The sequence below is a fragment of the Erwinia sp. HDF1-3R genome, from assembly GCF_039621855.1.
In the GTDB taxonomy this organism is placed as follows: Bacteria; Pseudomonadota; Gammaproteobacteria; order Enterobacterales; family Enterobacteriaceae; genus Erwinia.
The window spans coordinates 1,144,057-1,159,289 of record NZ_CP155071.1; the positions used below are offsets into that span (position 1 = coordinate 1,144,057).

General features: G+C 55.9%; 12 protein-coding genes. 7 read left to right on the forward strand and 5 right to left on the reverse strand.

The features are described 5' to 3' along the window. Positions 1–384: 384 nt before the first annotated feature. Complete coding sequence (locus AAGR22_RS05105) at positions 385–1,599, forward strand: diguanylate phosphodiesterase (protein WP_345830693.1); 1,215 nt, start codon at positions 385–387, stop codon at positions 1,597–1,599. 85 nt (positions 1,600–1,684) lie between these two features. Here AAGR22_RS05105 and AAGR22_RS05110 read toward each other — a convergent pair whose 3' ends face one another. The 3 genes from AAGR22_RS05110 to AAGR22_RS05120 form a co-directional block, all read right to left on the reverse strand. Then, the gene (locus tag AAGR22_RS05110) at positions 1,685–1,915 is read right to left on the reverse strand and encodes a YgdI/YgdR family lipoprotein (RefSeq protein ID WP_345830695.1); all 231 of its coding nucleotides are present in this window, start codon (positions 1,913–1,915) and stop codon (positions 1,685–1,687) included. Positions 1,916–1,931: 16 nt separating this feature from the next. Further along, on the reverse strand, positions 1,932–2,165 hold the full coding sequence (locus AAGR22_RS05115) for a YgdI/YgdR family lipoprotein (protein WP_067706384.1): 234 nt from the start codon (positions 2,163–2,165) through the stop codon (positions 1,932–1,934). Positions 2,166–2,373: 208 nt separating this feature from the next. Further along, positions 2,374–2,880, reverse strand: a complete 507-nt coding sequence (locus AAGR22_RS05120) for a MarR family winged helix-turn-helix transcriptional regulator (protein ID WP_345830697.1) — start codon at positions 2,878–2,880, stop codon at positions 2,374–2,376. Between the two features lie 133 nt (positions 2,881–3,013). Here AAGR22_RS05120 and AAGR22_RS05125 point away from each other — a divergent pair, with 133 nt between their 5' ends. The 4 genes from AAGR22_RS05125 to AAGR22_RS05140 all read left to right on the forward strand — a co-directional run bounded on the left by AAGR22_RS05125 (position 3,014) and on the right by AAGR22_RS05140 (position 9,606). Beyond that, complete coding sequence (locus AAGR22_RS05125; protein ID WP_345830699.1) at positions 3,014–4,681, forward strand: MFS transporter; 1,668 nt, start codon at positions 3,014–3,016, stop codon at positions 4,679–4,681. Next, on the forward strand, positions 4,681–5,820 hold the full coding sequence (locus AAGR22_RS05130; RefSeq protein WP_345830701.1) for an HlyD family secretion protein: 1,140 nt from the start codon (positions 4,681–4,683) through the stop codon (positions 5,818–5,820). Before AAGR22_RS05125 ends, AAGR22_RS05130 begins: the two co-directional genes overlap by 1 nt. Continuing rightward, positions 5,817–7,220: an efflux transporter outer membrane subunit gene (locus tag AAGR22_RS05135; RefSeq protein ID WP_067706372.1), complete on the forward strand. Its 1,404-nt coding sequence runs from the start codon at positions 5,817–5,819 to the stop codon at positions 7,218–7,220. The genes AAGR22_RS05130 and AAGR22_RS05135 overlap by 4 nt, the downstream gene beginning before the upstream one ends. 787 nt (positions 7,221–8,007) lie before the next feature. Further along, positions 8,008–9,606, forward strand: coding sequence for a methyl-accepting chemotaxis protein (locus AAGR22_RS05140; protein WP_345830703.1), 1,599 nt, complete (start codon positions 8,008–8,010; stop codon positions 9,604–9,606). Positions 9,607–9,608: 2 nt separating this feature from the next. On the opposite strand, the gene AAGR22_RS05145 is transcribed toward AAGR22_RS05140, so the two are convergent. Further along, positions 9,609–9,785 carry a hypothetical protein gene (locus tag AAGR22_RS05145; protein ID WP_345830704.1) on the reverse strand — a complete coding sequence of 59 codons (177 nt, stop codon included), beginning with the start codon at positions 9,783–9,785 and terminating at the stop codon, positions 9,609–9,611. 1,074 nt (positions 9,786–10,859) lie between these two features. Between AAGR22_RS05145 and AAGR22_RS05150 the strand changes: the two genes are divergently transcribed. After that, positions 10,860–11,756 (forward strand): alpha/beta fold hydrolase, encoded by an 897-nt coding sequence (locus AAGR22_RS05150; RefSeq protein ID WP_345830706.1) that lies wholly within the window; start codon positions 10,860–10,862, stop codon positions 11,754–11,756. Positions 11,757–13,537: 1,781 nt separating this feature from the next. Here the strand turns inward: AAGR22_RS05150 and AAGR22_RS05155 are convergent. Beyond that, positions 13,538–13,822 carry a hypothetical protein gene (locus AAGR22_RS05155; RefSeq protein ID WP_345830707.1) on the reverse strand — a complete coding sequence of 95 codons (285 nt, stop codon included), beginning with the start codon at positions 13,820–13,822 and terminating at the stop codon, positions 13,538–13,540. A 164-nt stretch (positions 13,823–13,986) separates the two neighbouring features. Here AAGR22_RS05155 and rbsK point away from each other — a divergent pair, with 164 nt between their 5' ends. Beyond that, positions 13,987–15,198, forward strand: a complete 1,212-nt coding sequence (rbsK, locus tag AAGR22_RS05160; RefSeq protein WP_345830709.1) for a ribokinase — start codon at positions 13,987–13,989, stop codon at positions 15,196–15,198. Positions 15,199–15,233: the final 35 nt, after the last annotated feature.

Sequence of the window (15,233 nt, forward strand, 5' to 3'; positions counted from 1 at the left end):
TGCTGGCAAAAAAAGAAAAATATTAGCTTTCTGCCCCTGCGTTTAAGGTGAAACAGGCGGGGCTTGCAGGCCTTATAGATGACCCCTCCGCCTGAGGCGGATCGAGCGGTCAGAGTACTTATCGGCAATATATAGCGGTAAATTATATTGTGCGCGACTTAATAGTCGGTAAAATAGGTAACCCCATGTAACTGTCACCTTACCCGATCGGACACAAAGACGGAGAAAAGCGCCGCTGAACGCTATACTTTGCCTGTGAATTAAGAGTGAGGGCCGTTGAAATAAGAGCCTTTCCCCGTTAACAAGGGGGAAGACCGCTGAAACACTTTTGTTCCCCTGGGATGGGCGAACAAAAGTGCGCTGATGTGAAAGGAACTGTTAATAATGCTGTCGACGCTGATCTACCGAAGCCGCCTGAGTCCAGGCGTTACGCTGCCACGACTTTATCAGCTTGCTGATAAGGCGCGAGTCAACAACGCCTCTCTGGAGGTAACGGGCATTCTTTTGTTTGACGGTGATTATTTCCTCCAGGTCCTCGAAGGTCCGCTCAGCGCCGTAAATACCCTTTATGAACATATTTGCGAGGATCCCCGGCATTATCATATCGTCCAGCTGATGCGTGATTATGCCTCTGCACGTCGCTTCGGTAACCTGGGAATGGAGCTCATGGATCTGCGCGACCATGCGCAGGAAACGGTGATGCAAACGGTTTTACAGCACGGAACCTCGAAATATCAGCTCAGTTACGACGATCGGGTTTTAAAGTTTATTGAAACCTTTGTCACCGGCGGCGGCAGAGATAACCGTCCGGAGAGCGACGACGCGCGTCACTGGCATCTGGTATCAGAGGCGTGTTATCAAACCCAGGATGACACCCCTTCAGAAGCCGCACCCTGCCAGTTTGCCTTTCAGCCCATCGTGGAGCCGTTGAAGCGTACGATAAGCTCGCTGGAGGCGCTCATTCGCAGCCCCTCAGGTGGCCCGGCACAGGACTATTTTGCTTCGCTTCCTCCCGAAAAGCTGTATGAAGCGGATCTCCAGTCGAAGTACTGGGCGCTGAAGCAGGCCAAAAAAATGGGTATTGGGCGTAATAAAATTTCGCTTAACCTGCTGCCTATGTCGCTGGTGGTGGTGCCGGATGCGGTTGATATCCTTCTCGATCAGATTGCCCGCAACGGGCTGATCCCGGATCAGGTTATCGTGGAAGTGACCGAGGATGAGGTGATATCCCGGTTCGACGAGTTTGAGCGGGCGATGCGTCAGCTGCGCTGCTCGGGGATTAGCCTGGCCATTGATGACTTTGGTGCAGGGTTTGCGGGATTGTCACTGCTGTCCCGTTTTCAGCCCGACAAGCTAAAAATCGACCGCAGCCTGATTACCGATATTCATCATGACGGACCGAAACAGGCAATCGTTCAGGCGATTATCACCTGCTGTTCGGCGATGGAAATTGCCATAGTGGCCGAAGGGGTAGAGAAGATTGAAGAGTGGCGCTGGCTGGAAGCGGCAGGCATTCAGCGCTTTCAGGGGTACCTGTTTGCCCGGCCTCAGCTTGGCGGTATCGCACCTGTTACCTGGCCTTACCGACGAGAGCCTTAAGCCTTTACGGCCGTGCAATCATTGTCAGCGGGCGACATGACAAATAAAAAGAGCCTCCGAAGAGGCTCTTTTTACGGGCGGAAGCTTACTTAGGAAATTCGCTCATTTCCTTCACTTCGCTTTTATTGATCTGCTGGTGCTTACCGTTAGCATCGGTATATTGGATCAGGCCCGTTTTGCTATCTTCCGCAGGCTTGCCATCGCTGACTAAAGTGCGCCCGTCATTGGTGTGAATAGCATAACTGCTACGCGTACAACCGGAGAGCGCGGCAATACAAACCAGCGCGGCAACAGGCAAATAGATCATTTTTTTCATGTGTTGCTCCTGCTTATTAGTTATTTAATTCACTCATGTTTTTAACCTGATTACGGTTAATCTGCTCGGTCTTACCCGTCTGGGCATCCTTATAGGAAACCAGTCCGGTATCGCTATCCACCTGCGGCTTACCATCGGTCACGATAGTTCTGCCATCGGTGGTCTTAATTGCCTGGTTTGAAGAACACCCGGCAACAAAAAGCAGTGATAACGCAGTCAGCGTTGCTACAGAGAGTAATTTTACGTTCATATGTTCATCCCAACATTAAGCACAGTGAAAAAGATAACTGTAAGGTATTAAGCGTAGACGATATTTTAATTTTGTCCTCCCCATCACCATGCCATCCCGCAGATTTAGCACCCAATGCAAAACGGGCATAACGGACAGATCCTTCTTCCGCTGGCGGATCCCGACCGGTCAGTACCAGCAATTACGCGCACTCATCGCAGTCCGGACTTTATTCGCTATCGGTCTGCGGCGTCTCAACCGCACCGGCTGGCGGCACCCGCTTCGGGACGGCTTTTGCTTTTTGTTCCGCCTTAAGGAAGCCGACAATGTTGGCGTCCATCTTCTCCAGAATGTCGGATACCTGCGCAATCTCCTGGGATGAAATGCCCCGACAGGTGACCTCAAGCAGCCCTCGCATATCCGCGTCGAACTTTTCCAACTCCTGACGTGAGGTCGGAGTGAGGAAGAGATTCAAAATACGGCGATCCAGGCTGCTTTTACGCCGCTCAATCAGCGCCTGCGCTTCCAGATCGTTCAGCACGCGTGCCAGCGTGATGGGTGCAACATCCAGGATTTCAGCCAGCTCGGCCTGTTTGATACCCTCATTTCTCTCCAGATGAAAGAGTACGCGCGCCTGGGCAATGGTCAGATGCTCGTGATGAAAGAGCGTTTCACCCAGCTTAAGCAGGTTGCGGCGGATATCACCCAGTAAAAACATAAAATTCTGGGAGTTCAAAATAGTTCCTATAGTTTTTGATAATGATTATAAGCTATGCTTACAATCTTAACGTGAGAGGGCGTTCCACATGGTGGTGTACCCCGGCTTATTAATCCCACTATTGGCTCATTTTAGGATGCAGTAAATCACCATGTCAGAACCTCAGCTGTTAAAACCGTTACCCGACTGGACGGATGATGAAAAACCGTCGATGCCAGGATCGCCTTCAACGCCCTCTCACTCGTTTCCCATCCGCATCGCGTACGGACTGGTGGCCTTACTGATTGGGTTAACCGGTGGGCTGGGAACGGCCCTCGTCAGTGCCAATCTGCCTGCCATACAGGGTTCTCTGGGGCTGACTCCCGTTGAAGGAAGCTGGCTGACCGCCGCCTATCTGATGGTCAACGTCTCGGCAAACCTGCTGGTGTTTAAGTTCCGTCAGCAGTATGGCATGCGCCTGTTTGCCGAGATCGGTCTGACCCTCTATGCCGTATTTACCTTACTGCACCTGTTTGTGGACAGCTTTGCCATGGGAGTGATGGTGCGTGCCGCCAGCGGTTTTGCTGGCGCATCGGTCAGTTCTCTCGCCATTTTCTATATGTTACAGGCCGTTGGCAAGGCGCGTATGGTCAATGGCCTTATTCTTGGGCTGGGTATCTCCCAGCTGGCTACGCCGCTGGCGTGGATCCTGTCACCCGCGCTGAGCGATGTCGGGCAGTGGCATGTGCTCTACCAGTTTGAAGCCGGCCTGGCAGTCTGTTCGCTGGCCGCCGTCGTTTCACTCAAATTGCCGCCGGGCATTCTGATCAAAACCTTTGAAAAAACCGACTTTATCACCTTCCTGTTGATTGGATCAGGGCTGGCCCTGTTCTGCGCCGTGCTGATACAGGGCGTCAATCAGTGGTGGTTCAATGCCCGCTGGATAGGTCTCGCGCTGGCGGCAGGCTGGGTGCTTATTCTCGGCGGTGGTGTGATTGAACACTATCGCCGGGCGCCGCTTATCCAGACGCGCTGGCTGCTTTCCGTCTCCACGCTGCGCTTTGCCTTTGGCGCATTTACCATGCGTTTCCTGCTGTCAGAGCAGACTTACGGTGCGGTCGGGATGCTGCGCAGCTTTGGCATGGTTCAGGACCAGCTACAGATCCTCTATGCCGCCATTCTGGCCGGACTGCTGGTCGGCATTATCGGCAGCGCCGTACTGTTTAACCCTAAGACCATGGTGCTGCAAATTTTGCTGGCCGTGGTGCTGATTATCATCGGCAGTTCGCTCGACCATCTCTCCACCAATTTGACGCGTCCGGTCAATATGCTGTTCAGCCAGTTCCTGATCGCCATGGCATCCGGGATTTTCCTGGGGCCGATGATGCTGATGGGGGTAATGAGCGCACTGAAAAATGGCCCCGCCTGGATCGTCTCTTTTGCCGTACTGTTTTCGGTTTCGCAGAACTTCGGCGGCCTGGCCGGCCCCGCGCTGCTGGGAACGATGAAGGTGTATCGTCAGCAGGCTTACACCACCCAGCTGAATGAGGATCTACAGTCGACGCGGCCACAGGTGACCGAGCGCACCACCCTTTACAGTAACAGCTACGCGGGCACCCTGACCGATCCGCAGTTGCGAAATGCCCAGGGCGGCGCGCAGCTTTCACAGGTGGTGAGTCAGGAAGCCAGCATCCGGGCGTTTAACGATATTTTTGTCCTGACCGGCACGATGGCAATGGGCTTCCTCGGCTGGTCCCTTTTTCACGTGCTGCGGCTTGCCCGGCAGAAAAAAAACGCCTCCACCCCCTCTCGTCATGAACCCGATAAGGAAAAAAACTGATGCCTGATAGCCATCCTGAAGCGCCGCGCAAAGCATCGCCAGCGCACGAAGACGTCAGCGCTGAACCCACCGCTCCGCCTAAAATCATTAAGCCGCAGCGGCGCACGCTGATTATTATGGCGTTTGTGGCGCTGGCCGGCGTGCTGCTTATCCTCTCTGCCTGGCGTATCTGGCCTTTTAATAATGGCCTGATGCGCACCGATAACAGCTACGTGCGCGGCAAAATGACCGTACTGGCACCCCAGGTCAGTGGTTATGTGACCGGGGTGCTGGTCAGGGATTATGAAACGGTCAAGGCGGGACAGCCGCTGGTACGCATCGACCCGCGAAACTACCTGACGAAACGCGATGAAGCGGCAGGGCAGCTAAAGAACGCGCAGGCAGAGCTGGCAAAATCCCATCAGACCCTGGCGCAAAACAGGGCGACGATTGGGGCACGGACGGCGGATTTAGAAGCGGTGAAAGCCGAAAACCAGCGTTCGCTGCTGGATGAAAAGCGCGTTCGTCGCCTGGCCGAAAATGGCTCGGTGTCCACGCGTGAACGGGACCAGGCCGTGGCACAGGCGCGGCTTGCCCGGGCTAATGTCGCCAAGGCCGAGGCCGATCTCAGTATTGCGGTAGAGACTGAGAAGTCGACCCAGGTCGCGCAGGAAGGGCTGGCTGCGCAGGTTGAAATTGCCCAGGCGCGGCTGCGCCAGGCAGAAATCGATCTCTCCAATACCGTTATAGTCGCACCGCGTAACGGCACGCTGGGCGAGGCGAGCGTGCGTCAGGGACAATACGTTACCGCCGGTTCACAGCTGATGTATCTGGTGCCCGATGATATCTGGGTGGTGGCGAACTTCAAGGAGACGCAGATCCATAATATGCAGAAGGGAATGCGGGTGACCTTTAGCGTTGACGCACTGGGCGGCGCGACGCTGTCGGGTCATATTAGCGACTTCTCACCGGCAACCGGCTCTGAGTTCAGCCTGCTGCGCGCGGATAATGCGAGCGGTAACTTTACTAAAGTGGTACAGCGGCTACCGGTTAAGATTATGGTTGATAAGGGACAGCCTCTCTTTGGCCATCTGCGTCCGGGAATGTCAGTCGAAACCAGCGTGGATACCCAGCAGCAGCCAGGAGAGAGTGAGAAATGAGTCAGCCTGCCCACCTTTTTCGTACCCTGCTGCTGGCTACTGCAACGCTGTTAAGCGGGTGCATTCCCGCTTATCAGGCGCCGCCCTCTGACGCAAAGGTCAATTTGCCCGCCGCCTGGCGCGATAATCCGGCGTTTTATATGACGGCACCGGGATCGCCCGCCTGGTGGACCGCCTTTAACGATCCCCAGCTTACGGCGCTGGTGACGGAGGCGCTGCAAAATAATGCCGATCTTGCGGTGGCTGCAACCCGGGTAAGAGAGGCACGAGCCTCCCTGAGCCAGGCGCGTTCAGGCTTTTTCCCCTCGGTTGATCTTGCCGCCAGCGGTCAGTCGGCCCGCAGCCTGACGGTGCTCGGCCCGGGTGAAAGTCGCTCGTGGCAGCCCCAGGCCGAACTGTCGTGGGAGGTTGATTTATGGGGCAAAACGCGCGCGGAAAATCGTGCCGCCCAGGCACAGCTGGAAGCGAGTGAAGCGGCGCAGAAGGGGGCGATGCTCTCCGTCGCGTCGGCGACGGCGGAGTCCTATATTGGTCTGCTCGGCATGGATCAGCAGCTAAAACTAACCGAGGACACGGTGGTATCCCGCCGTAAGGCGCTGGATCTCATTCGTTCTCAGGTCGATGGAGGCTACGCTTCTGCGCTGGAGCTGACGCAGGCGGAGTCCGAGTATCAGTCCGTGTTACAGTCTGTACCCCGTCTCCAGCAGGCTCTTCGCCAGCAGGAGAATGCGCTGAGCGTGTTAACGGGGCGAGTGCCTGGCAGCATCCGCAAGGGGAGTTTGCAGCATCTTGCCGTTCCAGCGCTGCCGGGGATTGTGCCGTCGGAGCTGCTTCGTCGGCGTCCGGATATTGTGGAAGCCGAAAAAAACCTGATGGCCTCTGATGAGACGCTTCGCGCGCGGCGGGCAGATTTCCTGCCACAGCTTAATCTGAGTGCTTCCATCGGGGAGGTGTATACCAGCGGACTGAATTACGATCCGGTGCGCATCTGGAGCTACGGCGGCAGCGTGCTGGCCCCGCTGTTTACCGCCGGACGTTTGCAGGCCCGCTATGATGTGGCGATGGCCCAGCGCGATCGCGCAGCCTGGAGCTACCGCGCCACGCTGTTGCAGGCGCTGGATGAGGTCGAGGATGGCTATGCCGCCCAACATTTCTTACAGGCACAGCGGGCGCACAGCGACATGCGGGTTGCCACGTTAACCCGCTCGCTCAGCGTGGCACAGGACCGTTATCAAAATGGCTATGCATCCTATCTGACGGTGCTGGATGCCCAGCGGAGTTTGTATAGCAGCCAGCTGGATAATATTTCTCTGCTACAGGATTATCTGGTGAGCTATGTGACGCTTTATCGCGCGCTGGGCGGGAACATAAGCCAGGCGAAGGGTAACAGCCAGCAATAGACGCGTACGGAGCAGACCCGGACGGTTTTGCGGCTGGGGAGGTCACAAGCGGTAAGCCTGCCAGGGCTCACCGCTCTTTGTCTGGCCTGGGCCCAACGGCTGAAGCCTCTCCTGGGGATATCCCCTATGCCTCTCCGGTGTCCATCCCTTGCGCCTCTCCTGGAGGCTTCCCCTATGCCTCTCCGGTGCCCATCCCTTACGCCTCTCCTGTGCCCATCCCTTGCGCCATTCCGGTGTCCACCCCTTGCGCCCCCAGAATCTCCTTCCCTTGTGCTCCGACTCGCGCATCCATGCGCCCAACGGTCTGCCCGGCGACGTGGCGCCACCCGTTGCACTCCTGGGTACACCTCTTTTCCCACCCGATAAATTATTCCAGAACGGCTTGTTGCATAAAAATGCTAATTTAAATTACTGAGCGTAAATTAATCTTTAGTAAAGCTGGCAATGTTTCAATATTGAACAGGCAGACTTAAAATATACAGCTAACACAGCCTTATACGGTTTATTAACCAGTCTTGTCGAATTTAACTAAAAATAATAACGTTATATTTACGCTGCATTGCAAAATGTAAATATGAGACGGTGGAAAGAGCGGCTTTTTAAATCGTCTCATTTATTTATCCCGAATTTAATCATCAATAAAAACCGCCTGCTGCCGATAAACAGGCGGACGGATGTGCCGCATCTTAAAAAAGTCATCAGTTAATTAACCAGATAATATATAGGGTATTTAAATATCCTTTTGATATTCATCATGATTAAACAGAATTCACTTTTATGGGGTTACATGAAATATTTACGCAACATTAAAGTTAAAGTGATGATGCTCGCGGTGTTGATCGTTTTTACTGCGCTTTGGGGAGGCGTGTCATTCTTCTCCCTGCATGCTTTAAACGCACTCAGAGAAGAAGTGGACCTGACCAATGTTCAGCAGATGAACAGCGACATTATCAATGGCGCCAGCGACACCTATTACCAAATTAAGCTGGCGATGGATCGGGCCATGGTCGACCAGGCGGCTGGTAATACGCAGCATTATCAAAAGATGCTGGGCCAGATCAACGCGCATATCACTTTTCTGCAGGGCGGGCTGGATAAATTTAAGGTAACGAATCATGCCAATATCAGCAGTGGCTCGATTGACAAGATTTACACCAGTTCGCTGACCCTGTTTACCCAGGCGATTGTGCCGATGTTTGAGGCGGTCAAAGCCAATAATAAGCAGGCTTACACCGATCGGGTTGAGCAGCACTATTTTCCACAGCGTATTGATTTCACTCGATCAATCACCGCCTACAATGAGGAAATTAACGATCTTAAAGCGACCGCCAACGATCGTATCAGCCACTGGGTTTCTCTGGCGAAGCTGATCATTATCATGGCGATGGTCGGTGGTGTGCTGATCCTGCTGCTGACGGAGCGCTATCTGACGCTGTTTATGGCACGTCCTCTCAACTGGGTGAAGCAGCATCTTCAGGTGCTTTCCGAAGGGCATCTGGATAAGGATACCATTGCTCTGGGAAATAATGAGGTGGGGCAGCTGCTTCCGCTGCTGGATATCATGCAGGCAAACTGGGTGAAGACGGTGTCACAGATCCGCCGTAGCGCTGAGGAGATCCATCAGGGCAGCAGTGAAATTGCCGCCGGAAATATCGATCTCTCCTCACGAACCGAGGAGCAGGCCGCCGCACTGACGCAAACGGCGGCGAGTATGGAAGAGCTGAGCGCCGCCGTTCGTCAAAATGCCGATAACGCAGCAAAAGCCAGCGTGCTGGCGCAGACGACCTCCTCGGCCGCTAATGACGGAAGCGAAGTGGTGCAGACGGTGATCGGCAGTATGCAGAGCATTACCGGCAGTTCGCGTAAGATTTCGGACATTATTAGCGTAATTGACAGCATCGCTTTTCAGACCAATATTCTGGCGCTCAATGCGGCGGTAGAGGCCGCGAGGGCAGGTGAGCAGGGGCGTGGTTTTGCGGTGGTTGCAAGCGAAGTGCGCAATCTTGCCCAGCGCAGCGCCGCCTCGGCCAGGGAGATTAAGGCCCTGATCGATGAGTCTGTTGCTAACGTCGATAATGGCTATCGGCAGGTTTCGCTGACCAGTGATTCAATGGACAATATCCTTAAGTCCGTGACCAGCGTAACCGCGATTATGGGTGAGATTGCTCTGGCATCCAGCGAGCAGAGTAAGGGTATTGCCCAGGTGGGCACGGCGATTTCGCAGATGGATGTGGTGACCCAGCAGAATGCCGCACTGGTCGAGGAGTCATCGGCAACCTCAACGCTGCTGGAGGAGCAGGCCCGACATTTGACCGGTATTGTGTCTATTTTCAAACTTCCGGCTGATGCTTTTGCCGCGCGGGCGAACGGCAGGGCGTCTCTGTAGTTTCAGGCCGTTGATTCTGCTGCCGTATCTGCGGTGGCGGTGCTGGTGGCGGGGGAGCATCCCTGCGCTTGCCGGGCGTCCTCACGCCACGCTTCGCGTGGTGCCTTTGGCTCCGACTCCAGGCCGGACGGCCCGGTCGCGAGCGGGCGTCCCTGCCCGCCGCTCCCTGAGTGCAGCATCCCTGCTGCCCTCGCCTGGCCTTCCGTCTGCGCCGCAGCGCTGCGGATTGCCCGTCAAGCGCAGGGATGCTCCCCCTCTCTGGCTTCCGAGCGGCTTTGAGTAAAACCATTTAACTTCAGGCAGGCTTCTGAGTGGCTTTGAGTAAAACTATTTAACTTCAGGCAGGCTTCCGAGCGGCTTTGAGTAAAACCATTTAACTTCAGGCAGGCTTCCGAGCGGCTTTGAGTAAAACCATTTAACTTTAGGCAGGCTTCTGAGTGGCTTTGAGTAAAACCATTTAACTTCAGGCAGGCTTCTGAGCGGCTTTGTGGGCGATCCTTGATTTACCCGTCTGAATCGCTATTAGTGCACCAGTTTGTCTGGCCGCAGAAATGTAAACGACTTCCAGTTATGTCCTGTTCTCACGCATGAAAGAGCCGCTTTAAGCACATCAAAGCCGCTTTTCCCTGTTACCTGTCAGTGTCACTGAATATGGCCGCCGGGCATCCTCTCGCCACGCGTTGCGTGGTGTCTTTGGCTTCGATTCCTGGCCGAACGGCCCAGTCGCTAGCGGGCGTCCTGCCCGCCGCTCCCTGAGTGCAGCATCCCTGCTGCCCTCACCTGGCCCTCCATCTGTGCCGCAGCGCTGTGGAGTGCCCGTCAAGCGCAGGGATGCTCCCCCTCTCTGGCTTCTTAGTTGCTTTAAGGCACATCCGTTTTCCTGTTTGCATGATTTTTAAATACATCTGTCCGCTTTCAAACCTGCCGAAGGACTTCCCGTTCCTGCCGGAACCGAATTATTCGAAGCCAGGACGATGCAAAGAAGATAGGTGGGCAGATATCGGGTGTTTTGCTCGCCTGCCACCGGTGACTACCCGGGTATGTGATGAGAGTCAGGGCTGAAGGTGGCCTCAATGACTGCTTAATTTATTGAAAATAAAGGGAGTATTAAATTTATTTGTTTTACCAGAATTTGACGTTGCATATGGAAGTGATCATTTCCATAATAAGCGTTAATATGGAAACGATTACTTCCATACTGGTCGGCGTCAGAGCTAAGGTTTGAAAGGCCATTAAATAACCCGGAGGATCACATGGTAGATCATGCATTTAATACAGAATTAACGCGGCTGTCAGGTTTCCAGCATCAATTTGAAACGGTACGCGGCGTACGTCTTCACTTCGTTGAGTCCGGCAATCCACATGGCGATACGCTGGTTCTGCTGGCGGGGTATCCTGAGAGCTGGTATTCCTGGCGCAAAGTCATGCCGTTGCTGGCTGAGAAATTTCGCCTGATTGCCATTGATTTACCGGGCCAGGGCGATTCAGATAAGCCGACTGACGGCTACGATACTGAGACCGTAGCCCGTTATGTACACGGGCTGCTTTCGCAGAGAGGCATCACGCATTATGGTCTGGTTGCGCACGATGTTGGCGCGTGGGTGGCATTTCCTTATGCGGCAATGTATCAGAATGAACTCTCCGGGCTGGTACTGATGGATGCCGGGATTCCGGGTGTTACTCTGCCAGAAATGCTGCCCGCAGCGCCGGATCGTTCATGGAAAACGTGGCATTTTTCCTTCCATATGTTGCCTGACTTACCCGAAGCGCTTATTGCGGGGAAAGAGCGGGTCTATCTCGACTGGTTTCTACGCAGAAAAACGGCCAATCCCTTTAGTTTTAGCGAAGAGGATCTTGATGAGTACGAGCGTATTTTCACCCTGCCGGGTGCCCTGCGCGCCGGGCTGGCTTTCTATCGTTCTGCCGCTCATTCCGCAGATCAGAATAAGGTGCTGGCTGCGGGTGGGAAGCTGACCGTTCCGCTACTGGCGTTGAGCGCCGATCAGGGTTCGATTCCCGATATGAGCGTGCCGCTTAGCCCTTTTTTCGCCAATGTAGAAGGGAAAACCATTAGCCGCTGTGGTCACTTTATTCAGGAGGAGCAGCCGGTTGCCGCTGCCGCTGAGATAAAAAGTTTTTTTACCTCATAGCCTGGCGTTGTTACCGAAAGCGTCTTAGCCGAAAGTCTCCTCGTGGGGTACAGAGACCCGGTGCGGTAAAGGCCTGGTGATCAGCTGCTGGTGGTGCCCGGTGCTGCACAGCCCTGGGGGGGCGCCTACGGGTGGGGCCCGGTGCTGCACAGCCCTGGGGGGGCGCCTACGGGTGGGGCCCGGTGCTGCACAGCCCTGGGGGGGCGCCTACGGGTGGGGCCCGATGCTGCACAGGCCTGGGGTGTCGCCTACGAGTGGGGCCCGGTGCCTGGCGGTCCTCGCGCCGCGCGTGGCGCGGTTCCTTCGCTTCGTTCGTCGACCTTTCGGACCGGGCATGACGTGACATCCCTGTCCCGGCATGCCCTTGTGCCAGCATCCCTGCTGGCCCATCCGGGTCTTCCTCACTGCGCTCAGCGCTGCGGAATGCCTGTCACCGGGCCCCACCCGTCTGCTCTTTTTGCATTGTGCTGGCTGCGGGTAAGGGCGGTTTCCGGGGTTACAGGCGATTCTTTGGCAGGTTTAAAGCAAAGAGAACTCTGCAAATAAGACAACCTCCGTGCCAAAGCCTCAGGGCCGTAGCCCGGGGGTTGCGCACGGTGCGCTAAAGGCTCAGTGCTGTCGCCTGCGGGTTGTGCCTGATGCTGTATGGCCCTGGATGCCATATGTGGATGGAGCCTGATACGGCAAAGATCCGGGGTGTCGCCAGCGGATGGTGCCCGGCTGGCTAAAGTCTGGTGCCGTCGCCAACGGATGGTGCCCGGTGCCTGGCGGTCCTCACGCCGCGCTTCGCCCGGTTCCTTCGCTCCGCTCGTCGACCTTTCGGACCGGGCATGACGTGACATCCCTGTCCCGGCATGCCCTTGTGCCAGCATCCCTGCTGGCCCATCCGGGTTTTCCTCTCTGCACTCAGCGCTGCGGAATGCCAGGCACCGGGCCCCACCCGCCGGCTTATTGCATTGTGCTGGCTGCGGTTAAGGGCGATTCCGGGGGGTTACATAAACTCTTTCGGCAGGTTTGTAAAACGGAAAGAAGTCTGCAAAAAAACAAGAAAACTCCTCTGCTAAAGGCTCAGTGCCGTCGCCAGCTGGTCGTATCTGGTATTCGGGAGATCTGGCGAATATTGCCTGTGTATTGAGCCCATAGCTGTAAGGGCAGGGGTGGTCGCCTACCGGTGGGGCCCTGTGCTGCACAGGCCTGGGGTGGTCGCCTACGGTTGGTGCCCGGTGCCTGGCGGTCCTCGCGCCGCGCGTGGCGCGGTGCCTTCGCTCCGCTCGTCGACCTTTCGGAGCGGGCATGACGGGACATCCCTGTCCCGGCATGCCCTTGTGCCAGCCTCCCTGCTGGCCCATCCGGGTCTTCCTCCCTGCGCTCAGCGCTGCGGATTGCCTGTCACCGGGCCCCACCCGTCGGCTTATTGCATTGTGCTGGCTGCGGGTAAGGGCGGTGTCGGAGATTCCCGGAAACTCTTCGCCAGATATGAATGCGTACAGGAAATATGCAATGACCAAAATAGTTGGGATATGAAGAAAATCAGAAGACTGGGAATGCACAGTTTATTGTGACTGGTTTTTTCGTGGTGCAGATAAATGACCTGAATAGCGGCACCAAAAACTAAATCGAAAAGTGAGCCGAATCCTGCCCGAGAGCAAACCTTAACGGGGATAGGCTATGAAATCTGCGGACAGATAAACGTTTTTACCGGAGTAGCTCAGCAGCCCGCGGACAGATAAACGGTTTTACCGGAGCAGCTCAGCAGCCCGCGGACAGATAAACGGTTTTACTCAAAGCGGCCCGGAAGCCTGAGAGGTGGATAATCCCTGCGGGTGACGGGTAATCCGCAGCGCTGCGGCGAAGACGGAAGGCCAGGCGAGGGCAGCAGGGATGCTGCACTCAGGGAGCGGCGGGCAGGGATGCCCGCTCGCGACCGGGCCGTCCGGCCTGGAGCCGGAGCCAAAGGCACCAGGCAAAGCCTGGCGCGAGGACGCCCGGCACCCGCAGGGATTATCCACCGGCACAGCAGAAATTGCAGCCGACACAACCAACCGGCAAACGTCGAAACTGTCCACCAGGCAAAACCTGTAGCTGCGACGCCCGTCACCCGCTGGGATTATCCACCGGCCCCCCGAAACGAGTTATTTTTGTTTGCTTTTGTTTTAACCTTTTCACTGGGAGTTCAGTCACGTTCCCCTAAACCAGAGTCTCATATTCTTTTGTGCACGCAGAGGTGGCCATGTTTACTGAAGAAAGACGAAATCAAATTCTGGCGTGGCTCGATGAGCAGGAGCGCGTCACGGTGAACGGACTGGCCAGCGCGCTGGGGGTGACAAAAGAAACCATCCGCACGGATCTCAATACGCTGGCCCGTCAGGGGCTGATCCAGCGCTGTCACGGCGGCGCAATCATTATCCGACGCAACATGCAGGCACGTCTAATCAGTGAAACGGGCGGCGATTTTGAAGTGCTGCTCCAGCGCCTGGAAGGGCGCAGGCAGCAGCGACCAGTACAACCCAGGGGAAAAAAGATGCGCGGCAAGGTGTGTATTTTAGGATCGTTTAACGTGGATATCGTTGCCCGGGTGGCGCGTTTTCCCAAAGGCGGAGAATCGCTGCTGGCATCAGGCAGCACGCTCGGGCCGGGCGGCAAAGGGGCGAATCAGGCCATGGCGGCCAGCCGGGCCGGTGCACGCGTGCATTTTGTTTCCAAAGTCGGCACGGACCAGTTCAGCCAGTTTGCCTTTGACCACCTTTCCGCGTCGGATATTCACTCCTTTAAGCTGTATCAGACCGCTGATGAACCCACCGGCAGCGCAATCATTTACGTCTCGCAGGAAAACGGCGAAAACATGATTGCCATCTACTCGGGAGCGAATAAAACCCTGACGGACGGTGAGATCGCCGAGATGACACCCGAACTGTCTCAGTCCGATGTGCTGCTGGTCCAGCTGGAGAACAACTTCTCCGCCACGCTTAACGCTATCAAGCTGGCCCACACCCTCGGCGTGCGGGTGATTATGAATCCGGCCCCTTTTTCAAACGATGTGCTGGCCTGCCTGGAATATATCGACGTGATTACCCCAAACGAAACCGAGGCATCGCTGCTCTCCGGCGTCGAAGTGGTGGATGTCGACAGCGCCAGGGAAGCGGCGCTGGCTATCGTGCGCCTCGGCGCTAAGCGCGTGATCATCACCATGGGATCGCGCGGCGCGCTGATCTGTGAGGATCAGCATTTCCAGCATATTCCCGCTTTCCCGGCGGTCAGCGTGGATACCACCGGTGCAGGCGATGCCTTTAACGGGGCTTTCGCCGCAGCGCTGGCGGCGGGGGAGAGCATCACCCAGGCCGCCACGCGGGCATCAGCTTTCGCGTCGCTGGCCGTGGAGCGGGAAGGTGCTTCTAATATGCCAGACCGGGAGCAGGTCGCCGCCCGTCTGAATCAACGCTGAAACCAGGTATTTATCACAGCGGCAAAGGCTGCTGG